This is a genomic window from Pseudomonas cedrina subsp. cedrina (assembly GCF_001983175.1).
GTDB lineage: Bacteria > Pseudomonadota > Gammaproteobacteria > Pseudomonadales > Pseudomonadaceae > Aquipseudomonas > Aquipseudomonas cedrina.
Genome location: NZ_MNPW01000024.1, coordinates 1 through 21255, shown reverse-complemented (window position 1 = coordinate 21255; position 21255 = coordinate 1). Strand labels below are relative to the sequence as shown.

Below are 21255 nucleotides of genomic sequence, written 5' to 3'. Positions count from 1 at the left end.
CATGAACACACGAATCTGCGCGCTGCTCTTGGTGTTCGTTGCCACGGCGGCTTCGGCTGAAGGCATGGAGGAGCGCCTGCGCACGCAATTGCGCAGCACCACCCAGCAATTGCAGACCCTGCAAAGCGAACAGGCCCAGGCCAGCGCGGCGCGCCTTGCCGCCGAAAACCAGGCCAAGCAGGCCCAGGCGCAAATCAAGCAGCTGACGGCCGAACTCGCCCAGGCTCGGGGCGTGGCCGAGCAACTGGTCGGCCAGCAACAGAGCCTGCACAGCCAGGCGCAAGCCCAGGTGGTGGCGAGTAACGAGCAGATCGGCAAGTTCAAGAAGGCCTATGACGAACTGCTGGTGCTGGCCAAGGGCAAGGAAGCCGAGCGCGCCCGCCTGCAAGCACAATTGGGTGAACGTGACACGCAAGTGCAGCAATGTTCAGTCAAGAATCAACAGATGTACGGCGTGGCACAGCAGTTGCTCGCGGCCTACGAAAAAATCGATGTGGCCGAGGTGATGAGTATCCGCCAGCCGTTCGCCAGCAGCGTGCGGGTCAAGTTCGAGGAACTGGCCCAGGGCTTTGGCGACGATTTGTACAAGAGCCGTTTCGATGCCCCCCAGGCAACCGCCAATCATTGATAGAGACAGGGAAGAATTAACATGACCGATTTGATCACCAGCGTCACCACCCAGAGCCTCACCGAACTGCTGCAGGAAGCCGGCTACCGGGTCAACCAGACCGAACAAAATGGCATCGTGCAGTTGCTCAGCGCCAGCCAGGGCATCGGCTTTGCCGTGCGTTTCGGCAACCCGGCAGCCGAGCCGGGCGCCTATGTGGACTTCACCTACAGCTGCGCGCTGCGCATCCAGGGCGAGTTGCCTGAAGGCTTGGCCCAGTTGTGGAACGCATCGCGGCGCTTTGCGCGGTTGTCGGTGCAGGGCGAATTCTTGCTGATGGAAATGGACGTGGTGGTGGCCGGCGTCGGCGCCACGCACCTGCGCAGCCAACTGGAGCTGTGGGACCGCCTGTTGCAGGAATTCATTGTCTACCTGCGTGAATACAGCCAGCAGGCGGCGCAGTTGCAGGCTGCATCGATGGGCGAAGAGGCGCCTGTATTGTGAAAAAACCAACCCTGATGGTCGGCGCGGGCGCGCTGGCCTTGCTGGTGGTGGCGGTGGGCTTGAGCCTGCGGCCGGGCAGCGACCCGGTGGCGGCGCAGCAACCGGCGCCGGTGACCAACCCTGTATCGGCCGGACCGGCGGTGGCCCGCCTGGGCAATCAGCAGATCGACCTGACGGAGCTGAAAACCGTACTGGCCAGCCTGCCGGCCGAGTCCCGCGAGCAATTGCGCGGCAACCGAGGCGCGCTGGAGACCTGGATTCGTTCACGCCTGGCGCAAAAAGCCGTGCTCGAACAGGCCGATGCCCAAGGCTGGCGCCAACGCCCCGAGGTGGAGCAGCAGACCCGCGCGGCCACGGAGCAGATTGTGTTCCGCGACTACATGCTGTCGGTCAGCCAGGTGCCGGCCGACTACCCCAGCGCGGCGCAGGTGCAGCAGGCCTACGACAGCGGCAAGGCGCAATGGGTGACGCCGCCGTTGTACCGGGTGAGCCAGATTTTCCTTGCGGTGAACGATCCGCAGAATATCGAGGCCGTACGCCGCCAGGCCCAGGAACTGAGTCGCCGTGCCCAGGCGGCGCCGGGTGATTTTGCCGCCCTGGCCACGCAGTTTTCCCAGGACACCGACTCCGCCGCGCGCGGCGGCGACTCGGGCATGCAACCCTTGCAACAGCTGGTGCCGGAGGTACGCAGTGCGGTGTCGCGCCTCAAGATCGGCGCGGTGTCGGACGTGGTGCAGAGCGCAGCGGGGTTTCATGTGCTCAAGCTCACCGGTCAACAACCGGCGCGCACCGCGACCCTCGACGAACTGCGTGAACGCCTGACACAGGCCTTGCGCACCCAGCGTCAGGAACAGATCGCCAAGGCCTACCTCGAAGGCATGCTCAACACCGCAACCCTGAGCATCGACGGCGCCGAGTTGAACAAGGTGCTGGAGTAACCCGCATCACTTCGCATTGGATGCACCGATCGACAAGACAGGGAGTCTCCCATGGCATTACTGGAACCGTCCGCCCCTCAAGGGCCGTCCGTTTATCGCGCGCCGGCCGAGGCGCGCGGCCCCTGGCTGGACCTGGCCGATGACATTGACCCGGAGGTGGCGCGCTATTTCCTGGTGAGCGCGCGCTGCGGTTGCTTCATGCAGGCGGCGCGCAGTCTGAATATCAAGGCCACGCTGTTGCGCAAGCGCCTGGCGCAGTTGGAACAACAGGTGCGCCATTCGCTGTTCAGCTACCAGGGCAATGGCCTGGTGCTCAGCCGTGACGGCCAGCAGTTGCAGGCGCAACTGATTGCCCTGGCCCATGAACGGCGCTTGCCGGTAACGGAGCAGCCGTTGATTCGGCTGGCGGTGGCTGAGCCGATCCTGCACGACATTCTAGGGCGCGACCTGATCGCCTTGTTGCGCCGCAATGCCAGCGTGCGCCTGGAGATCATCTCCATCGACAGCCGGTTGTCGCTGCAAGCGGTGGATGTAGACGTGGTGCTGTGGTTGTCGGACGCCGATGGCCCAGGCCCGAGCTTCGCCACCGAAGCGCCGCGGGCGCTGGCGCGGTTGCAGTATGTGCCGCATATCGCCAAGCGCTATTCACGCCTGACCACGCGGCCGGACTGTGTCGAAGACCTCGACGATTACATGCTGGTGCAGTGGCAGCCGGATGCCGAGGTCGGCGCCTTGCAACCCTGGAACCTGCTGGTGCAACAACGCCTGGCGGCGGTGGCGCAGGTGCACGCCTATTCACTGATGCTTGAGATGATTCGTTGCGGCGCCTGCATCGGTTTGCTGCCGCAATACATGAGCAGCGTTGATCGGGGTTTGGTGGCGTTGCCGGGGTTGTTGGCCGAGAGCATGCAGCGCCAGGTATGGCTGGCGGTGAATGTTCAGGTACGGGATATTGAGGCGGTGCGGATGATTGTGGAGTTGATTGTCGGTACGTTCGAGGGGCGGCGGGAGTGGTTTGATTAATCCAGGACAGCCTCGCTTAAGCTATCCCGGACTGACTGGCACAACATGGTTAGTGTGGGAGCGACGGTGGTGTTCCTGGCACAAGGCGTTGCGCCCTGGCGCTAACTGCGCCAGTCTTAGTGGCCTCATCCCTCTTATTGAGGCAAACCGTGCTGCAGTCCACTCGTTTGACACTCATTTGCCATGCCGTGACGCCTCAGCAGAAAAAGGGCAGCTTTCCCGATGACGAGTCCGTCGCGATGGATTGGCGAAATGCAGGTTTGTCCCTTGCCGGTCGTTACAGGAACCCGCGTTTGTTGTGCGGCCCCGAGGCTCGTACCCGGCAGACGGCAGGGATGTTCAGCCGCAATCCCGTGGTCGAGAACGCCTTGCGTGATGGCGACTTTGGTCGTTGGAAAGGTAAGGACCTCAACGAGGTTGATCGTGACGAGTTGGCGGATTGGATTGGCAACAGCGCCAGTACGGCCCATGGCGGCGAATCCGTGGACCAAGTGTGTGCACGGGTAGGCCGGTGGCTGAAATCCCTCGAAACCCACCCCGGTCATGTTGTCGCCGTCACCCACCCGTTTGTGATCCGCGCCGCGATGCTGTACGTCATGCAATTTCCGATCTCGATGTTCTACCTGATCGACGTCGAGCCTTTGTCCGCCACCGAGCTGCGCTTCAACCAGGTATGGCGCCTGCGCCTGCAAACTCACGCCCAGGCGCCTGAACATGGCAAAATCCACGCCCCGCACTGAGAGCAACCCATGAAACGCATCCTGATCATCGGCATCGGCGCCGGCAACCCTGACTACATCACGATGCAGGCCGTAAAGGCGCTGAACCGCACCGACGTGTTTTTCCTGATGGACAAAGGCCAGAGCAAGGACAAGTTGATCGACCTGCGCCGCGAGATCTGCCAGACCTACATCACCGAGCCCGGCTACCGCTTCGTCGAGGCCGCCTGCCCCGAGCGCGTGCGCGGCGATGTCGACTACACCGCGGCCGTGCAGGACCTCAACCGCGACAAGCAGCAGACCTTCGAACGCATGATCAACGAGGAAATGGCTGACGGTGAAGTGGGCGCTTTCCTGGCCTGGGGCGACCCTGCGCTGTATGACAGCACCATTCGCATCCTGCAGGCGATCCTGGCCAGTGGCCGTTGCACCTTCGAGTTCGAAGTGATCCCCGGTATTACCAGCGTGCAGGCCCTGGCCGCGCAGCACAAGGTGGCGCTGAACCGCATTGGCAAGTCCGTCGAGATCACCACCGGGCGGCGCCTGGCGGCGGGGCAGGCGAGTGATGCCGACACGCTGGTGGTCATGCTCGACGCCGACGACGCCTACCGCACCGTGGCCGATCAAGACCTGGAGATTTATTGGGGGGCCTACCTGGGCACGCCGGACGAGATCCTTATCAGCGGCAAAGTCAGCGAGGTCGCGCAAGAAATCGAAAGGGTGCGCAAGGCTGCGCGCCTGGAAAATGGCTGGATCATGGACACTTATCTGTTACGCAAACCATGAGGTCACCTCCCATGCTCAAACTGTTCGCCCTGGCGCTGGCCCTGCTGGTCGGCACCGCCCATGCCGACGATACGCTGCACACCGATTTGCCGTTGTCGTACCTGGAACAGACCCAGGACGACGCACGTAACCAGCCGTTGGTGATTTTCCTGCACGGTTTCGGCAGCAACGAGCAAGACCTGTTCGGTATCAAGGACGCGTTGCCCGCTACCTGGACCTACTTGTCGGTGCGCGCGCCCATGCCGGTGGACGCGAACGGATTCCGCTGGTTTACCAAGACCCCCGGCGACGGCGAGTACGACGGCGTGACGGCCGACCTGCAGAGCAGTGCCCGGTTGATCAAGGATTTTGTCGGCAAAGCCACCGCCAAGTACCACACCCGCAGTGATCGGGTATTCCTGGTGGGGTTCAGTCAGGGCGCGATCATGTCGTACGAAGTGGCGTTGCGTGACCCGCAGTTGGTGCGTGGGATTGCGGCGTTGAGTGGCAGCGTGTTGCCGGTGCTCAAGGCGCAGTTGAAGCCGGATACGGCACTGGACAAGTTGGCGATCTTTATTGGCCACGGAACGTTGGATCAGGTGTTGCCGTATGCGTCGGCGACCCGGGCGAATCAGGTGCTGACGGGGTTGGGCTTGAGGCCGGAGTTTCACGGGTATGCGGGGATGAACCACACCGTCAGCGAGGCGGAGGTGCAGGACTTGAAGGTCTGGCTGGAGAAAAGCCTGAAATAAGCGCGGTAAAAAAATGTGGGAGCTGGCTTGCCTGCGATAGCGGTGTATCAGTGAATGATTTATCACCTGTTCCACCGCTATCGCAGGCAAGCCAGCTCCCACATGAATCTATGTCGTATGCCGAATCGGGTTATTTTCCGCCAATAATCTGCTTCACCAACTGCGCATGCCCCTTCGCATCATCAGCCCGCGAAATTGCCTGGATCACCAATAACTGATTACCCGAGCCACCCAGGAACGTGGAGTTCAAGGTCTTGCCGCCGCCCTGGGTCGCGGTGCTGTCCACCTGGCGCAGGCCCAGGCCCTTGAATGTCAGCTTTTTCTCGCTCTGTTTCTTGAAGTCAGGCAGGGCGGCGCTCTGGTCCTTGATGAAACCGGCCACGGCGCCGTCAAGGAACTGCGCGTCGTTGTCCTTGATGCTGACCCCGTCGTTGCGCAGGGTCTCGGCGACGATCACCACGCTTTTGGTGGTCCGGTTGGCGTACATCGTGCCTTGGGTATCGGCTGTGCCGTCTTCGGCCTTACCGGCCGGCAGGGTGTCGGCAACATAGGCCTTGGGCAGGGTGAAGGTGAACTTGCCGCCCAAGGTGGAGATGGTTTGCGTGGCCGGCTTGGAAGCGGCGAAGACGCTGCCGGCGGTCAGCGCGAGGGCCAGCAGGGCGGCGGTCTTGGTGAAAGTGGCCATGAAGCGCTCCAGGGATGAACGAGGTTGCGGCGTATTCTGTCAGAAATTTCGCAAAATCGTTCATCCCCAGCCTCACACCTTGTCGGACTCTTCCTCAAGTCGATCCATCTCGAACAGCCGCGCCAGTTCCGTCCGCGCTTCCTGGGCGGTTTGCATGACCTTGGCGGCGTCGTCGTATACCGCGTGTTGCGCGGCCAGCACTTGCAAGTCGTGATTCTTGAAGCGGGTGATGCGTGCGTCGGCCTGGGCTTGGCTCAGGCCGAGACCGACCAGGGTACGGCGGCTCATTTCCAGGCTGGAGTAGAACGTCTCACGAATCGGCGAGGCATCCAGGTCCACCAGGCGATGCACGTGCTGGCGGTTGCGCGCGCGGGCGATGATCTTCATATGCGGGTAGAGGTTGCGCACCAGTTCGGCGGTCTTGATGTTGATCTCCGGGTCATCCATGGCGATCACGAAGAACTCCGCCTGGTCGACCTTGGCCGCGTGCAGGATCTCGGGGCGTTGCGGGTCGCCGTAGAACACCGGCATGCCACCGAAGCTGCGGGTCAGTTCGATGGTTTCCACCGAGGTGTCCAGGGCAATGAATGAAATGTTCTGCGCGCGCAGGATCCGCGCGACGATCTGGCCCATGCGGCCCATGCCGGCGATGACCACGCGCGGTGCGTCGCTTTCGATGGCGCGGTATTCCTCGGGCACTTCCACCGGCTTGACCTTGGGCTTGAACAGTTTCGGGCACACCAGCAACAGCAGCGGCGTCACGGCCATGGAGAGGGTGATGGTCAGCACCAGAATGTCGTACAGGTGGGGTTCGAACAGGCCCTGGTCGCGACCGATCTTGAACACCACGAAGGCAAACTCGCCGCCGGCCGCCAGTACAACCCCCAGGCGCAGGGCGCTTTCGCGGTTGAGGTCGCCCACCAGGCGGCCCACGGCGTAGAGCAGGGGCAGTTTCAAACCGATCAGCAGCAGCGTCAGCCCGATCACCACCAGCGGCGAGCTGAGCAGCAAACCGAGGTTGGCGCCCATGCCCACGCTGATGAAAAACAGCCCCAGCAACAAGCCCTTGAACGGCTCGATCTGGGATTCCAGTTCGTGGCGGTATTCCGAATCCGCCAGCAGCAGGCCGGCGAGGAAGGCGCCCAAAGCCATGGACACGCCCACCAATTCCATCAACCAGGCGGTGCCGATCACCACCAGCAACGCGGTGGCGGTGGAGACTTCGCGCAGGCCGGTCTTGGCGACGATGCGAAACACCGGTCGCAACAGATAGCGACCGCCGATGATCACCACGGCGATGCTGCCCAGCACCTGCAAGACATGCCGCAGGCCCTCGGTTTCGGTGGTCGGATGGTTGCTGCCGGCCAGCAGCGGCACCAGAGCGATCAGCGGGATCGCGGCGATGTCCTGGAACAGCAGGATGGCAAATGCCAGGCGACCGTGTGGCTGGTTCAACTCCTTGCGCTCGGCCAGGCTTTGCAGGCCGAAGGCCGTCGAGGACAAGGCCAGGCCCAGCCCCAGCACGATGGCGCTGTTCCACGACTGGCCAAACAGCCACAGCGCTACCGCGCCCATCACTACGCCGGTCAGCAGCACCTGGGCCAGGCCGACACCAAACACCGCCTTGCGCATCACCCATAGACGTTTGGGCGACAATTCCAGGCCGATGATGAACAACAGCAACACCACCCCCAGCTCGGAGAATTGCGCGACGCTTTGCGGGTTGCCGATCAGGCCCAGCACCGACGGGCCGATGATCACACCGGCGAACAGATAACCCAGCACCGCGCCCAGCTGCAGACGCTTGGCCAGGGGCACGGTCAGCACGGCGGCGAGCAGGAACACCACGGCTGCTTGTAACAGGTTGCCTTCATGGGGCATTGCGAACTCCAGGATCTTCAAAACCAAATCGACAGGCGCGTATTAGAGCGCTTTTTACAATTTGATAATTGTGTTTTTGCAGCGTGTGGAACTGAATGAAAGCCTTATTCCTGTTGAGAACTGAAGGTTCTGCGGCCCGTCTGGAAAGACGTACAAACAATTCCCCAGCGTGAGCGAGTGGCGGTTCGTCCGGTTCGTTTACCAATTTTATGCGCTTGAGTTTATATTCCTTGGGTGGCATATTTTGAGAAGCATTACGTGGAGAGGGCCCAACCCATGGCTAAAAAATTCGCTGAACTTCAAGCCGGCATGGCGCCGGAGTCTCGAGCCGAAGCACAGCAGTTGTTCCAGCAACACCTCAAGGAAATGCCCCTGCACGAGCTGCGCAAGGCTCAGCAGTTGAGCCAGGAGAGCCTGGCCAAGGCATTGAATATCAACCAGGCAGCCGTTTCCAAGATGGAGCGGCGCACCGACATGTACATCAGCACGTTGCGCAACTACATCCGTGCGATGGGCGGTGAGTTGGAGATCATTGCGACGTTTCCTGATGGTCAGGTCAAGATCGACAATTTTGCCTACTGAACGCGGGTGCAACCGCCAGGCCTCGTGCAGTGCATGATTGAATAGACCAACGGAGGCCTTTTCCCCAGCGGCACGCCTTTGAAACGCAGCCTTTGATACTATCACTCTCCCTCGTCACCAGGAGTCACCGCCCCATGCAGCAGCAGTGGGATGAAATGCACCGTACCCGCAAGCCCACGTTCTTACTGTGTGGCGAGCCCCAGGGCGATGTGCTCAATCTCTACGTTCACGGTTATTCGGCGTTCTTCAACCGGCAACAACTGGGTAACTTCAAGGCGCAGTTGGCTAGCATCGAAGGTTCGACCAACCTGATGCTGTTCTGGCCAGCCGGACATTTCCTGGAAAACCTGTTTGCCCCCTTCAAGGATGTGATGGGCGCGATGCTCGGCGGCGGTAGCCTGGGCGCGGCGACGGTGGGGGTAGGCAAGGCCATTGCGTATTTTCTCGACCACTATAAAAGCGTCGAGGCGCGGGTGGACGAAGTCGCCAGGAGCCTGTTGCCGGAACTCGCCAGCTACCTGCACGGTGAGTCCCTTGAGGTGCGGCGTATCAACCTGATCGGCCATTCCCTGGGCGCGCGCATTCTGGTCAAGAGCCTGCTGGCCAGCCCTGAAATCGCCCGCGAACTGCCGTTGGACAACTTGCTGTTGATGGGCGGTGCGATCTGCACGTCGAGCCCGTGGGATGAAGTGTCGGCGCCGCTCAAGGGACGCGTGATCAACTGCCATTCCAGCAAGGACTGGGCCCTGGCCATGAAGCCGGATACCGAGCGCTGCATTGGCCGTTACGCGATACCGGTGACGCCGGCGCTCAAGACCAAGGTCACCAATGTGCACCTGGCAAGCTTCGACCACGCCGCCTATTGGCCGCAGTTGCAGACAGTGGTGCAGTACACCGACCTGTTGCACGAGAGGCGCGGCATGATCCGCTCCGACCAGCGCAGCACCGAGGTACGTTTTGCCGAAGAGGACGCGCAGCTGTTCCCGGCGCTGGTGCAGGCGCGCCCGGAAGAGCTGAAGTTCCTCGCCGAACTGATGGCGCAAAAGCGCAGTGCATCCGTCGATGCCACGGTGCGTGAGCCGCTCAAGCTGGCCATCGAGCTACAACGCATGGGCGGCGATACCTTTATGAACCTGGCCCGTGGCCATGGCGTGAGTTATCGCCAGATCGCCGAGGATGTGGTGCGGCGTTTGGGAATCAAGTTTGAGGTGCCTCTGGATACCGTTGAGTTGGCGGACCTTGAGGCCCAGGTCGCGGAAAAACTCATCGCGCAGTACAAGGACAAACTCAGCCACGCTGACCGGCAGGTGTTCGACGCGCAACTCAAAGCCGCCGCGCAAAAGGAGCAGGGGTTGTTCAGCCGTTTCGATGTCGGCCGATCGGCCACCACGGCTTTGAGTGGCACGGCGTTGGCCGGGCTGACCGGGTTTATCCTGCGCCGTGGTGCAGCTTCGGCGATTCCGGTGGTAGGGCAAGCGGTGGCGGCGGCGATGCTGCTGGTGAGTGGTGTGCGCGCGTTTTCCGGGCCGGCGTATTCGATCACCACGCTGGCGGTGCTGGTGATCGGGGTGATCCGCCAACGCATGGAGCGTGAAGCGCTGAATCAGGAGCTGGACCTGGTGGTGCAGGTGGTCGAAGCGTTCGACCTGCCGCGGGAAACGGTGATGCGCACCGTTGCGTCGGACTGATAAGCTGCGCCTCCATCGAGTGTGTTTGCCTGGAATGCCGCGTGAAATTCAGCCTGCCAAAAATCGCCACCGCCCCGTTTTGCCCGCCGGAAGTGGCGGGCTCCGTCGCCGTTGATCCCAAGGCCTCGTTCTTCAAGCGCGTGCTTATGTTCGCAGGCCCAGGCCTGCTGATTTCCATCGGCTACATGGACCCGGGAAACTGGGCCACGGCCATCGAGGCCGGCTCACGTTATGGTTACAGCCTGTTGTTTGTGGTGTTGCTGGCCAGCCTGGCAGGGATGGCGGTGCAGTGCCTGTGCTCGCGGTTGGGCATCGCCACCGGCAAGGACCTGGCGCAATTGTGCCGTGAACGCTACAGCAAGCGTTCCGCCCGCACCCAGTGGGCGCTGGCGGAAATTTCCATCATCGCCACCGACCTTGCCGAAGTGCTGGGCTGTGCCCTGGCATTTCACCTGCTGCTTGGCGTTTCGCTGACCACCGGTATTATTATCACTGCCTTCGACACGTTGCTGATCCTGGCCCTCCAGAACCGCGGTTTCCGCCGCCTGGAAGCGATCATGCTGGCGCTGGTGGCAACCATCGGCGTGTGTTTCTTTATCGAATTGGTTCTGATCAAACCCTATTGGCCCGACGTGTTCAGCGGTTTCACGCCGTCATTGTCGGCCATCAGCGATGCCGCGCCGTTGTACCTGGCCATCGGTATTCTCGGTGCCACGGTGATGCCCCATAACCTCTACTTGCACAGCTCCATCGTACAGACCCGCATGATCGGCAAGGACCTTGCCAGCAAACAGGACGCGGTCAAGCTGGCCCGTATCGACACCATCGGCTCGCTGGCCCTGGCCTTGCTGGTCAACGCTGCAATCCTGGTACTCGCCGCAGCCGCCTTCCATAAGACGGGCCACACCGACGTGGTCGAGATCCAGGATGCCTATCATCTGCTCGACCCGCTGGTAGGCGGTGCGTTTGCCAGCATCCTGTTTGGCGTGGCCCTGCTGGCCTCCGGCCAAAGCTCCACCTTCACCGGTACCATCGCCGGGCAGGTGATCATGGAGGGCTACCTCAACCTGCGTATTCCTTGCTGGCAACGGCGCCTGATCACCCGCGGGCTGGCGCTGATCCCGGCGTTTCTCGGCGTGTGGCTGATGGGCGACGATGCCATCGGCAAACTGCTGGTCCTCAGCCAAGTGGTGCTCAGCCTGCAATTGCCGTTCGCGCTGTACCCGTTGATTCGCATGACCGGCGATAAGCAGTTGATGGGGCCGTTGGTGAATCGGCTGCCGACGCGGATGCTGGCGTGGTTTCTGTTTGCGGTGATCAGTGGGGCGAATGCGTGGTTGATCGGGCAGTGGGTGTTTTGACTCGTGGTTCAGGTTAAACAAATGGACCTGCATTCGAACGCATCCAGCGTGTCGTCTGGAAGCGGCGAACCAAAGTCTGCCGGGATTATAAGTTTTCCCTTCATCGCGCCGATCCGGCGTCCAGGTTGCAACTCTGCGGCCACGAGCCGGGCAAGTGCGCGTCCATCCTGAGTGATCGTTATGATTTTCCCGGCGCTGGCTTGATGTACCAGTTTTGAAAAGTTTGCCTTTGCTAGATCGAACGTAACCTTAAGTTCAGCGCATGTCGCGTTCATGACCTCTCTCCATAACGGAAGTTGCCAAAGTCTGCCGCAGTGCACGACGGTAAAAAATGCTGGCCAGTAAAATCAGAATTGAACTACTTATTCACGTAGGAAATGTACCCGGCGAACCGCTCGGCTATTAACGATCCCAATACGGCACCGCCCCAAAACATTCCACAAAATAATCAATTACCGTACGCACCTTCAGCGACAAGCGCCGGCTGCCCGGCCACAACGCTGCAATCTGTTGCGGCTCCAAGGTTGTCGCTACGTCGTACTCGGTGAGCACCGCCTGCAACGTACCGGCACGCAAGCCTTCGCCGATCAACCATGAAGGAAACACCACCAGCCCCAGCCCTTGCTCGGCAGCGTGGGTGAGGGTGTCGGCATGGTTGCCGGTGATCGGACCCTTGACGCTGTAGGGCGTCCAGTCACCCTGGCCCTTGCGGAAGAACCAGCGTTGCTGGCCGGTGATGCCTTTGTAGGCCAGGCACTGGTGGTTGGCCAGTTCGTCGGGGTGGCGCGGCGTGCCATGCCTGGCCAGGTAAGTGGGGCTGGCGGCAATGCGAAAGCGTTGCGGCGCGAAAATGCGTGCCTGCATGCTGGAGTCGTTGAGCACGCCGATGCGAAACAGCAGGTCGGTGCCATCTTGCAGAGGGTCGACGAAGGTGTCGGTCTGCTGGATATCCAGTTGCAGCTTCGGATAGCGCCGGCACAGCTCGCCAAGCCAAGGTGACAGATGCCGCTGGCCAAACACCATCGGCGCGTTGATGCGCACCAGGCCGCTGGGCTCGCTTTCCTGTTCCTGCAAGGCCTGGCCGGCGACTTCCAGCTGTTCGAGCATCAAGCGTGCGTGCCGGCCCAATAAGCGGCCCGCCTCGGTGGGGCTGACCGCCCGGGTATGGCGGTAGAGCAATTGCTGGCCGAGCGCCTGTTCCATCAGCTGTATCTGCCGGGAGATGGAAGAGGGCGCCAGGCCTTCACGGCGCGCCACTTCGGAAAAACTGCCGAGGTCCAGCACGGCGACGAACAGGCGCATGGCCTTGAAACTCAATTCATTCAGACCTTGCATCACGTCTCCTGGGCTGTGCGTTTTTCGCAAAGGTGTTGTCGACATGCTCCCATTTATCGCACAGGAAGACCATTGGATAATGCGCGCCATCCAATCCTTTGTTGATGTGCAGGTGATGTATGCAAGCAAGTGCTATCGAGGGCGCGGCCCAGGCCAGGCCGAAGAAAAACCTTCTGCGGCTGCTGTTGTTGCCGCTGGTAATCCTCGCGGGTATGGGCCTGTCGGTTGAAGCGGGGCTGCTCGGGCCGCTGGGTGTGCAGGTGGGCCATTTATGGGCGACCTTGAGCATCTTCGGCGTGGGCTCGGCGATTTTGTATCTGCTGCTGTTGTTCAGTGGCCCGCAAAAGGGCCCGGCGCTGTCCGAGCTGCCGCGCTGGCAGTTGATCGGCGGCTTCCTGGGGCCGATCTACGTGGTGGTGCTGACCCTGGCCACGCCGCATATCGGTATTGCGATGACCATGATCGCGATTTTGTCCGGGCAGGTCGGCAAGAGTGTGCTGATTGACCATTTCGGCTGGTTCGGCACGGCGCGCAAACGGGTCAATGGCGAGCGCTGGATTGCGTTGGCGTTGATTGTGGTGGCGCTTGTTCTGATTGCACGAGGTTAAGGCGATGAATCTGATTCTGTTATTGGCAGTGGTGGTGGCCGCGGGCGCGGTGTTGAGTGTGCAGGCAGCGATCAATGGCCGTCTGGGCCAGGCGGTCGGTGTGTTGCGCGGCAGCCTGTTGACCTTTGTGGTGGGCGCCATTGTCACCGCCTTGCTGATCCTGTTCTTTGAGCCGGCTCAGGCGGTGAGCGTGCTGGATGTGCCGAAATGGCAGCTGACCGGCGCATTGTTCGGCGTGGTGTACATGATGGTGATGGTCGGCGCGGTGCCGATTGTCGGCACCGCCGTGGCGACCGTAGCGGTGATCGTCGGCCAACTGGGCATGGGCATGTTGATCGATAATTTCGGCTGGCTGGGCAACCCCGCCATCGAACTGTCGGGCAGCCGGATCGTGGCGATGGCCTGCCTGGCCCTGGCACTGGTGTTCATGTACCGCAGCAATACACGTACCGATTGATTTGAACCATCGCCGGCGGCGCGCAGTCACTGTTTGAGGTGGGGCGTGCGCCGCACCGGTCACGATCAACAAGAGGAGTCTGAACATGCCAGATCAAACGTGTGCCTGCCCACATTGCCGATGTGTGTTGGGCATTGACGCGGTGATGAAGGACGGTAAGGGCTATTGCTGCCAGGGTTGTGCCGAACACCATGCCCATGGTGAGCCGTGTGCGGCGGTAAACGGTTGCGAGTGCGCCAAAGCCGCCCCATGAGTTAAAAACTTTGGAAGCCCGCTTGCCTGCAATGGCCACCTTGTAGTGAGCGGGCTCGCCCCGCGCTGGGCTGCGAAGCGGCCCCAAAACCAAGCCACTCGGTTTTATGCTGAACTCGGCGGTGTCTTTCATTGGGGCGGCTTCGCCACCCAGCGCGGGACAAGCCCGCTCACTACAAGAGACATGTCAGCCATTGGGCGTTGTGTGATGGTGTTTATTGGATTTCCAGCTCAAGCCTCAGGCTATCGTCGGACAGGCGCTGGCTATCCTTGACCACGCCGCTGGTTCGCCGCCCGTCCAGGGCGACCACTACGGTGTGCGCTGCCTGCAGATCGTCTGGCAACGGCTGGAAGACCTTGAGGACCATTCCATCAGTGTGACGCTGCACGGCCACTTGGCACTCGATATGCTTGGCCATCGGCCCGAACAACGTGTCCTGGGTGTAGTCGATGCGCGCTTTGCCATTGACCGGTTCCAGTGAATTCATGGGTATCTCTCCTCGATCAAGCCTGGGCGCGCGCATCGGAGCGGCGCCATTGCACGCCGGTAAGGCCGAACTTTTCGGCCTGCTCCTGGCTGGTCTTTTTTACCTGCTCACGCGCGAACCTGCCGATACGGCCGATGCCTGCGTCACAACTCGCCCAATGCCAGGCTTCCAGGTGGTCGAGCTTTTCCAGGCGGATAATGAAAGACTTGGGCTCGCCATGCAGCCTGTAGTCGATCACAAAGAGTTTTGCGTTGTTCATTGGTCCATCAACCCTGGTGGTGTAAACAAGTGATCCCAGGCGGCCACGAAAATTCAGTTGGATTGCCGGGCGGTAGCCATCACCAGGGTTGCCTCTTACTCAGGCTTCGGGAACGCCTTTCTCCCACGCCGACCAGTTCTGAAGGATCGCCTGCACCAACGGGTTGCCCGTGCGGTAGAGGTTTTCCAGCGCCGGTACGAAACCGCCCTGGTCCGCGTATTTGAGCAGGTTGTCCACTTCGCTGTAGCCGGGGTAGGGGCGGTCGAAGTCCGAGCCGGCGCGCACCACGGCCAGGCGTTGGATGTCCACCAGACCCTCGCGGCTGGCACGCAGCAGTGCTTCGTAGGTGGAGTTGTCTTCCTGTTGGGTGGTGCAGTACTCGCCCTTGTTGTCGGTGAGCAGCCTGGTCCAGACTTCGGCGCGTTCGCTCAGGCGCGTGCCGGAGAACCAGGTGTTGCCCGCCAAGGTGTCGCAACGGGTAACCTGTGGCGGCTGGTTGGCCGGTGCCGCAGGGTAGTGTTTGCGCCAGGCGCTCGATTCTTTGCTTTCACTCAGCTCAACCTTTTGCGACAAGGCAAACGCCTTGGCCTGCAGCTTGGGGTTCAGTTCAAACACCTCGGTCTTGTAGTCCAACGGTGGTTTCTCGTTGGGGCCCTTGGTATTGATGCCGATATAGCCCGTCGGCCACGCCTTGGGCGCGTCCCGCGCGTCGAGTTCCCACTGGGTGCCGAATTCCACCAGGTAGTGCGCCCAGGCGGCGGTGCCGAGGGTGCCGTGCTTGGGGCTTATGCCGGCGATCCCGGCAATCAGAAAGTAGCTCTGGCGCAGGTCGAACTTGGGCGACAGCGCCAGGGCCAGCGTGGACGCGGCGGCATTGGTCTGGCCCATGCCGGTGACCAGCAGGCACACGTCCTGGGTGTTGCAGCGGATCACCGGGTATTCGGCGGACAGCCCTGGTACACGCACTTCTTGCTTGAGTGCCAGGCGATCGATCCAGGTTTGCGCCTCGGGGGCGAACATAGTGATCAGCATCACTTTGGGTTTGATCGGCGCGGGCGTATCCGCCAGCACCATGTGGGGCAGCAGGGCCAGGCCCACGGCCAGCGAGAGACGGGTAAGTACTTTCATCTGTAACTCCTGCATCAGAATTGGTAGCCCACGCCGGCGTAATAACCCCAGCCGTCGGAGCGGGCGCGGAAGTTGCCTTCGCCGAAATTCAACTCGCTGCCATCTTCCCAGTTGCCGCCGTTATGGAAGTAACGGCCGACCAGGGTGAAGCGCAGGTGGGTAAACGAATACAACAGCACGTTGGTCGCCACCAGGGAATTGGCGGTACGCGCGGGGTTGTCCTTGTGCAGATCCGAGCCGAAGTCGTAATTGGTGAAGCCGATATAGGTCAGTGACGCACCATTGTCGAACTTGCCGATGGGCACGATGTACTTCATTTGCGCGCGGTAACCGTCCCACGAATATTCATTGCTGGCGCCATAGTTCTCCCATTGGTAGCGCCCGTAGAAGTTGGCCGACAGGTTGACCCGCGAGTGGGTATCGATGTCAGTGCCCAGGCCGCTGTACAGCGTGTTGGCGCGGTTTTCCTTACGGCTGCCGTGGTCGTAGATCCAATCGAACGCCACGTACCATTCCTTGAATGGCCCGATGGCCAGGCTGCGGCCGGCCAAATAGTCGATGGAAATGCGCGGCTCATGCTCCATGAACACCGGCGAGCCATGGTCCCACACGCCTTTGTCATTGCTGTTACCGATGGTGAGGATCTTCGGCACATCGATGTAGCCGTACAGCTCGAAAGGCCCCTTACGGCCGAAGTACTCATATTCCAGGTAGATATCATCCTGCGGCTTTGGGCCGAAGCTGATGTCTTTGCTGCCGATCAACGTCAGGTCCTGGTTGAACCAGTCCGACAGGTACGCGCCTGGTTTTGCCGGGCTGGCTTGCGGGCTCTGGGTTTTTGGGCTGAGGGTTTCGCCCTGTGCTGAGTCATCGACGGGTTGCCCCTGCGCCAAAATGGGCGCGCTGAGTACTCCCGTAACGGTGGCCAGTAGCAGGGAAACACCAAGGGGGGCAGGACGCCTTGAGGTGGGCTGCATTGAAAATCCCTATTCGTACGCGGTTTGAACCCGGTTCTTCGGGTAAGGGTGAACTTGACGAGCAAGTCCGTACCGCAAACGTTTGCACAGGTTGTACCAACTTGGCTCAATCGATTGATCAGCCTGCAAAAAAGCCGATTTAGTCGACCTTTTGGTCAGAATTGACTGGGTGGCATTTTTTCATTGGTTGGAACAAATGCATCGCCGTTTCCCGTCGATAGTCGCTCGGCGTCTGGTTCATTTCGATGCGAAAGTGCCGGTTGAAATTGGACAGGTTGGCGTAGCCCACTTCGAAGCAGATGTCTGCCACTGACCGGTCGCTTTGCAGTAACAAGCGACAGGCGCGCTGCACGCGGAACTTGCGCATCAGGTCGATAAAACCGTGGCCGGTGTTGCGCTTGAAGAAGCGCGAAAACCCCGGCTCGCTCATCTCCAGTTGCTGCGCAATGACCGACAGGCGCACCTCGCCGGTCAGCTCGCGCATCAAGTAGTCGAACGCTTTGTTGATGCGTTCGGTGCAGCGCGCATCCAACGTCGGTGCGTAGCAAGGGCTGGCCAGGGCCTTGACCTGCTGCGTCGGGGCGTTTTTCAGGGTACCGAGCAGTTGCAGGAACAGGATCAATCGCTGCAGGCCATGGGCGCTGCCGATGGCCTCCATCAACTGTGCGGCCTGCAACGCCGTGTCGCCGGCGAATTCCAGGCCGCGTCGGGCGCGCTCGAACAAGGGCTGTAAATCACCAAGTTCCGGCAGGGTGGTGCGCAGGGCGAGGAGGGCGGCACCGTCGAATTGCAGCACCACATCGCGGCCGCTCAGGTGTTCGCCGGGCGCCAATTCGCCGATCCAGTCGTGGGGCAGGTCGGGGCCGATCAGCGCGACATGCCCGGCGTTGAATGCACCGATGTAGTCGCCCGCCACCAGCTTGCCGCTGCCTTGGCGGATCAAGTGGATTTCGAATTCGGGATGGTGGTTCCAGCGCGCCAGGTCGTAGGGGTAATCGTGTTCGAACCAGCGGAAGCAGTGGTCCGGTTCGGGCAGGATCACTTCCAGCTCGGCGGGGCGGTGCTCGAACAGCTTGACGCGGCTGACAGGCATGGCGGGCTTCTTAGGGTTCTTGGACGCTTCAAAATACGCGCCTGGGTCGCGGGCGCGCTACCCCCGTTTTACCCGCCACTGATACTTTTTTGATCGCTGACCCAGGGTTAAAAAAGTACCGGCCCAGCATCCGCCACGCGTTTGTGGAGGCCGGGCCAAGCTGCTGTAATCGGCACTCAAACAAAAACAACAGGTGGAAACCGCCATGTTCCTGTACGGAAAAGCCAAGATCCCGCAAGCCTTGTTCCTGCTTTCCAGCCTGGCGTTGGCGCTGCCAAGCCACGCCGCCGACACCGTAACCATCGCCACGGTCAACAACAGTGACATGATCCGCATGCAGCGCCTGTCCAAGGTGTTCGAGGAACAGCACCCAGGTATCAAACTCAACTGGGTGGTGCTGGAAGAAAACGTGCTGCGCCAGCGGCTCACCACCGATATCGCCACCCAAGGCGGGCAGTTCGACGTGCTGACCATCGGCACCTACGAAACCCCGCTGTGGGGCGCCAAACACTGGCTGGAACCGTTGACCCAACTGCCGGCCGACTATGACGTCGACGACATTTTCCCCTCGGTGCGCCAAGGGCTTTCGGTTAACGACACCCTGTATGCCTTGCCGTTCTACGGTGAAAGCACGGTCACCTATTACCGAACCGACCTGTTCAAGCAGGCCGGCCTGAGCATGCCCACGCACCCTACCTGGACACAGCTCGGCGAGTTCGCCGCCAAGCTCACCGCCAAGGACAGAGGCCAATACGGCATGTGCCTGCGCGGCAAGGCCGGCTGGGGCGAGAACATCGCCTTGCTCAGCACCATGGCCAATGCCTTTGGCGCGCGCTGGTTCGATGAACAGTGGAAGCCCGAGCTGACCAGCCCCGAGTGGACCGCTGCCGCCAACTTCTACGTCAACACCCTCAAGCAATACGGCCCGCCGGGGGTGTCCAGTAACGGCTTCAACGAAACCCTGGCGCTGTTCAACAGCGGCAAGTGCGCGATCTGGGTCGATGCCAGCGTCGCCGGGTCCTTCACCACCGACAAGGCGCAAAGCAAGGTGGCCGACAGCGTAGGCTTCGCCGCCGCGCCTACCGAAGTGACCGATAAAGGTTCCTCGTGGCTCTACGCCTGGTCCCTGGCGATCCCGGCCACCTCCAAGCACAAGGACGCCGCGAAGGCCTTTATCGCCTGGGCCACCTCCAAGGACTACATCCAACTGGTCGCCGACAAGGAAGGCATCACCAATGTGCCGCCGGGCACCCGCCAGTCCACCTATAGCGAGGCCTATTTGAAGGCCGCACCGTTTGCCCAGGTGACCCTCGAGATGATGAAGCATGCCGATCCGGCGCACCCGTCGGCCAAACCGGTGCCTTACGTGGGCATCCAGTATGTGACGATTCCTGAGTTCCAGGCGATCGGCACCTCGGTGGGCAAGCTGTTCTCGGCGGCGCTGACCGGCGGCATGTCGGTTGACCAGGCCTTGCTCCAGGCCCAGACCACTACCGAGCGCGAGATGAAGCGCGCCGGTTATTCCAAATAATTTTCCAATAAGGGCCAGGTATCTCATGAAACGACTGGAAGGAAAAAGTGCGTTGATCACCGGATCGGCACGCGGTATCGGCCGCGCTTTTGCTCAGGCCTATATCGCTGAAGGCGCCACGGTTGCCATCGCCGATATCAACCTGCAAAGGGCCCAGGCCACGGCCGCCGAGCTGGGCGCGCAGGCTTACGCGGTCGCGATGGACGTCACCGACCAAGGCTCTATCGACGGCGCGATTGCCGCCGTGGTGGCCCAGGCCGGCAAGTTGGACATCCTTGTCAATAATGCCGCGCTGTTCGACCTGGCGCCGATCGTCGACATCACCCGCGATAGCTATGAACGGCTATTTTCGATCAACGTCGCCGGCACGTTGTTCACCCTGCAGGCCGCCGCACGGCAGATGATCCGCCAGGGGCACGGCGGCAAGATCATCAACATGGCCAGCCAGGCCGGCCGCCGGGGCGAGCCATTGGTGGCGGTCTATTGCGCGACCAAGGCGGCGGTGATCAGCCTGACGCAATCGGCGGGGTTGAACCTGATCAAGCAAGGCATCAACGTCAACGCCATCGCACCGGGCGTGGTGGATGGCGAACACTGGGATGGGGTGGATGCGCTGTTTGCCAGGCACGAAGGCCTGGCGCCCGGCGAGAAGAAGAAGCGGGTAGGGGCCGAAGTGCCGTTTGGGCGGATGGGCACCGCGCAGGATTTGACGGGGATGGCGGTTTTCCTGGCGTCAAAGGACGCCGATTACGTGGTCGCGCAGACCTACAACGTCGACGGCGGCAATTGGATGAACTAGCGCCAGTTCAGGCAAAAAGGGATTGAGTGTGGGAGCTGGCTTGCCTGCGATAGCGGTCTGTCAGTTGACATTTTATTGCCTGACCCGCCGCCATCGCAGCATGGGTATCTACACAACTTTCAACGGTGTGTGGCGAGGAGCTTGCTTGGCGGCCTTCGGGCCGACCGTTTTTTTGGGTTTGACCGAGTACATATCCGTTGCTGCGGTAACGGCGGCTTAGGGTTCCGCCCTTACGGCCAGCCCTTTCAAGGTCTTTTGATTTTAGCGGCCTTAAGCACCCGATCCGTCGATACGTGTGCATTTGCGGCTTTGCCTTCAAGCCACTGTTTGGGTTTGGGCACCTTCGGACCTCGCTTGCTCTTGACGACAGCTTTGGGCTGAATATTTCGAGCGAGTGTAAGCAGATACTGAGCCAGCCCTTCTGCAGGGATCGGGATGGATGAGTCCTCTGCCGGCAGGGCTATCTGCATTCCCTCATAACCACTGCGCACCTGTACCGTCAGGTGGAAAATCGATGCCTCCCAATCGTCGGGCAGGGTCTGGCGATGAGCCTCCTCAACGCTGCGCTTGAGCACGGCCAAGACGTTGTAAGCCAACACCGCCGACGCAAATCCCAGCAGGGCAGCCTTGGGGCTACCCAGCGTTTCGATTTCGCTGTCCAGAACCGATTCCAGACGCTGGAACATCCCTTCGATGCTCCAGCGACGGCGGTACAAATCGGCGATTTGTTCGGCACTGATGGAGTCGGGCAAGTTGCTCCAGAACAACAACGTAGTGTCGCCAGAGTCGGTGGGGGTTTGCAGACTCAGTTCGACACGCCGCC

General features: G+C 61.1%; 24 protein-coding genes and 1 pseudogene. 15 read left to right on the top strand and 10 right to left on the bottom strand.

The genetic code is table 11. The features are described 5' to 3' along the window. Position 1 precedes the first annotated feature (1 nt). The 7 genes from BLL36_RS29250 to BLL36_RS29220 all read left to right on the top strand — a co-directional run bounded on the left by BLL36_RS29250 (position 2) and on the right by BLL36_RS29220 (position 5308). Positions 2 to 628 carry a DNA repair protein gene (locus tag BLL36_RS29250; protein WP_076955065.1) on the top strand — a complete coding sequence of 209 codons (627 nt, stop codon included), beginning with the start codon at positions 2 to 4 and terminating at the stop codon, positions 626 to 628. 21 nt (positions 629 to 649) lie between these two features. Continuing rightward, on the top strand, positions 650 to 1111 hold the full coding sequence (locus tag BLL36_RS29245) for a YbjN domain-containing protein (RefSeq protein ID WP_076955064.1): 462 nt from the start codon (positions 650 to 652) through the stop codon (positions 1109 to 1111). Further along, the gene (locus BLL36_RS29240; protein ID WP_076955063.1) at positions 1108 to 2049 is read left to right on the top strand and encodes a peptidylprolyl isomerase; all 942 of its coding nucleotides are present in this window, start codon (positions 1108 to 1110) and stop codon (positions 2047 to 2049) included. The genes BLL36_RS29245 and BLL36_RS29240 overlap by 4 nt, the downstream gene beginning before the upstream one ends. A 51-nt stretch (positions 2050 to 2100) precedes the next feature. Continuing rightward, the gene (locus BLL36_RS29235) at positions 2101 to 3072 is read left to right on the top strand and encodes a LysR family transcriptional regulator (protein WP_076955062.1); all 972 of its coding nucleotides are present in this window, start codon (positions 2101 to 2103) and stop codon (positions 3070 to 3072) included. Between the two features lie 152 nt (positions 3073 to 3224). Continuing rightward, complete coding sequence (locus tag BLL36_RS29230; RefSeq protein ID WP_076955072.1) at positions 3225 to 3812, top strand: histidine phosphatase family protein; 588 nt, start codon at positions 3225 to 3227, stop codon at positions 3810 to 3812. 9 nt (positions 3813 to 3821) lie between these two features. Further along, positions 3822 to 4577 (top strand): precorrin-6A synthase (deacetylating), encoded by a 756-nt coding sequence (gene cobF / locus BLL36_RS29225; protein ID WP_076955061.1) that lies wholly within the window; start codon positions 3822 to 3824, stop codon positions 4575 to 4577. An 11-nt stretch (positions 4578 to 4588) separates the two neighbouring features. Further along, positions 4589 to 5308 (top strand): alpha/beta hydrolase, encoded by a 720-nt coding sequence (locus tag BLL36_RS29220; RefSeq protein ID WP_076955060.1) that lies wholly within the window; start codon positions 4589 to 4591, stop codon positions 5306 to 5308. A 130-nt stretch (positions 5309 to 5438) separates the two neighbouring features. Here the strand turns inward: BLL36_RS29220 and BLL36_RS29215 are convergent, their stop codons facing one another. Together BLL36_RS29215 and BLL36_RS29210 are read right to left on the bottom strand one after the other, a co-directional pair. Beyond that, a complete protein-coding gene (locus BLL36_RS29215; RefSeq protein ID WP_076955059.1) occupies positions 5439 to 5993 on the bottom strand; it encodes a DcrB/PsbP domain-containing protein in 555 nt (184 codons plus the stop codon). Between the two features lie 72 nt (positions 5994 to 6065). Further along, positions 6066 to 7874 (bottom strand): monovalent cation:proton antiporter-2 (CPA2) family protein, encoded by a 1809-nt coding sequence (locus BLL36_RS29210; RefSeq protein WP_076955058.1) that lies wholly within the window; start codon positions 7872 to 7874, stop codon positions 6066 to 6068. A gap of 276 nt (positions 7875 to 8150) precedes the next feature. Between BLL36_RS29210 and BLL36_RS29205 the strand changes: the two genes are divergently transcribed. From BLL36_RS29205 to BLL36_RS29195, 3 genes are all read left to right on the top strand, one after another. Next, positions 8151 to 8456, top strand: a complete 306-nt coding sequence (locus BLL36_RS29205; protein WP_076955057.1) for an XRE family transcriptional regulator — start codon at positions 8151 to 8153, stop codon at positions 8454 to 8456. A gap of 134 nt (positions 8457 to 8590) precedes the next feature. Beyond that, positions 8591 to 10144 carry a DUF726 domain-containing protein gene (locus tag BLL36_RS29200; protein WP_076955056.1) on the top strand — a complete coding sequence of 518 codons (1554 nt, stop codon included), beginning with the start codon at positions 8591 to 8593 and terminating at the stop codon, positions 10142 to 10144. A 41-nt stretch (positions 10145 to 10185) separates the two neighbouring features. Continuing rightward, positions 10186 to 11505, top strand: a complete 1320-nt coding sequence (locus tag BLL36_RS29195; protein ID WP_076955055.1) for an Nramp family divalent metal transporter — start codon at positions 10186 to 10188, stop codon at positions 11503 to 11505. Between the two features lie 8 nt (positions 11506 to 11513). Here the strand turns inward: BLL36_RS29195 and BLL36_RS29190 are convergent, their stop codons facing one another. Together BLL36_RS29190 and BLL36_RS29185 are read right to left on the bottom strand one after the other, a co-directional pair. Continuing rightward, positions 11514 to 11780, bottom strand: coding sequence for a type II toxin-antitoxin system Phd/YefM family antitoxin (locus BLL36_RS29190; RefSeq protein ID WP_076955054.1), 267 nt, complete (start codon positions 11778 to 11780; stop codon positions 11514 to 11516). Positions 11781 to 11907: 127 nt separating this feature from the next. Continuing rightward, the gene (locus BLL36_RS29185; RefSeq protein ID WP_076955053.1) at positions 11908 to 12840 is read right to left on the bottom strand and encodes a LysR family transcriptional regulator; all 933 of its coding nucleotides are present in this window, start codon (positions 12838 to 12840) and stop codon (positions 11908 to 11910) included. Between the two features lie 119 nt (positions 12841 to 12959). Here BLL36_RS29185 and BLL36_RS29180 point away from each other — a divergent pair, with 119 nt between their 5' ends. The 3 genes from BLL36_RS29180 to BLL36_RS29170 all read left to right on the top strand — a co-directional run bounded on the left by BLL36_RS29180 (position 12960) and on the right by BLL36_RS29170 (position 14158). Continuing rightward, a complete protein-coding gene (locus BLL36_RS29180; protein ID WP_076955052.1) occupies positions 12960 to 13448 on the top strand; it encodes a DMT family transporter in 489 nt (162 codons plus the stop codon). A gap of 4 nt (positions 13449 to 13452) precedes the next feature. After that, positions 13453 to 13905 (top strand): DMT family transporter, encoded by a 453-nt coding sequence (locus BLL36_RS29175; protein ID WP_076955051.1) that lies wholly within the window; start codon positions 13453 to 13455, stop codon positions 13903 to 13905. Between the two features lie 85 nt (positions 13906 to 13990). Further along, on the top strand, positions 13991 to 14158 hold the full coding sequence (locus BLL36_RS29170; protein ID WP_076955050.1) for a metallothionein: 168 nt from the start codon (positions 13991 to 13993) through the stop codon (positions 14156 to 14158). 214 nt (positions 14159 to 14372) lie between these two features. On the opposite strand, the gene BLL36_RS29165 is transcribed toward BLL36_RS29170, so the two are convergent. The 5 genes from BLL36_RS29165 to BLL36_RS29145 form a co-directional block, all read right to left on the bottom strand. Next, positions 14373 to 14645, bottom strand: a complete 273-nt coding sequence (locus tag BLL36_RS29165) for a hypothetical protein (RefSeq protein WP_076955049.1) — start codon at positions 14643 to 14645, stop codon at positions 14373 to 14375. 16 nt (positions 14646 to 14661) lie between these two features. After that, positions 14662 to 14904, bottom strand: a complete 243-nt coding sequence (locus BLL36_RS29160; protein WP_076955048.1) for a DUF6555 family protein — start codon at positions 14902 to 14904, stop codon at positions 14662 to 14664. Positions 14905 to 15003: 99 nt separating this feature from the next. Further along, complete coding sequence (locus BLL36_RS29155) at positions 15004 to 16032, bottom strand: purine-nucleoside phosphorylase (protein WP_076955047.1); 1029 nt, start codon at positions 16030 to 16032, stop codon at positions 15004 to 15006. 14 nt (positions 16033 to 16046) lie between these two features. Continuing rightward, complete coding sequence (locus BLL36_RS29150; RefSeq protein WP_076955046.1) at positions 16047 to 17009, bottom strand: nucleoside-specific channel-forming protein Tsx; 963 nt, start codon at positions 17007 to 17009, stop codon at positions 16047 to 16049. 139 nt (positions 17010 to 17148) lie between these two features. Beyond that, complete coding sequence (locus BLL36_RS29145; protein WP_076955045.1) at positions 17149 to 18102, bottom strand: AraC family transcriptional regulator; 954 nt, start codon at positions 18100 to 18102, stop codon at positions 17149 to 17151. A 205-nt stretch (positions 18103 to 18307) separates the two neighbouring features. Here BLL36_RS29145 and BLL36_RS29140 point away from each other — a divergent pair, with 205 nt between their 5' ends. Both BLL36_RS29140 and BLL36_RS29135 read left to right on the top strand, forming a co-directional pair. Further along, a complete protein-coding gene (locus tag BLL36_RS29140) occupies positions 18308 to 19633 on the top strand; it encodes an ABC transporter substrate-binding protein (RefSeq protein WP_076955044.1) in 1326 nt (441 codons plus the stop codon). A 25-nt stretch (positions 19634 to 19658) separates the two neighbouring features. Beyond that, the gene (locus BLL36_RS29135; RefSeq protein ID WP_076955043.1) at positions 19659 to 20432 is read left to right on the top strand and encodes an L-iditol 2-dehydrogenase; all 774 of its coding nucleotides are present in this window, start codon (positions 19659 to 19661) and stop codon (positions 20430 to 20432) included. A gap of 245 nt (positions 20433 to 20677) precedes the next feature. Here the strand turns inward: BLL36_RS29135 and BLL36_RS29130 are convergent. Then, a pseudogene (locus tag BLL36_RS29130) lies at positions 20678 to 21255 on the bottom strand (IS4 family transposase); the annotation flags it as partial.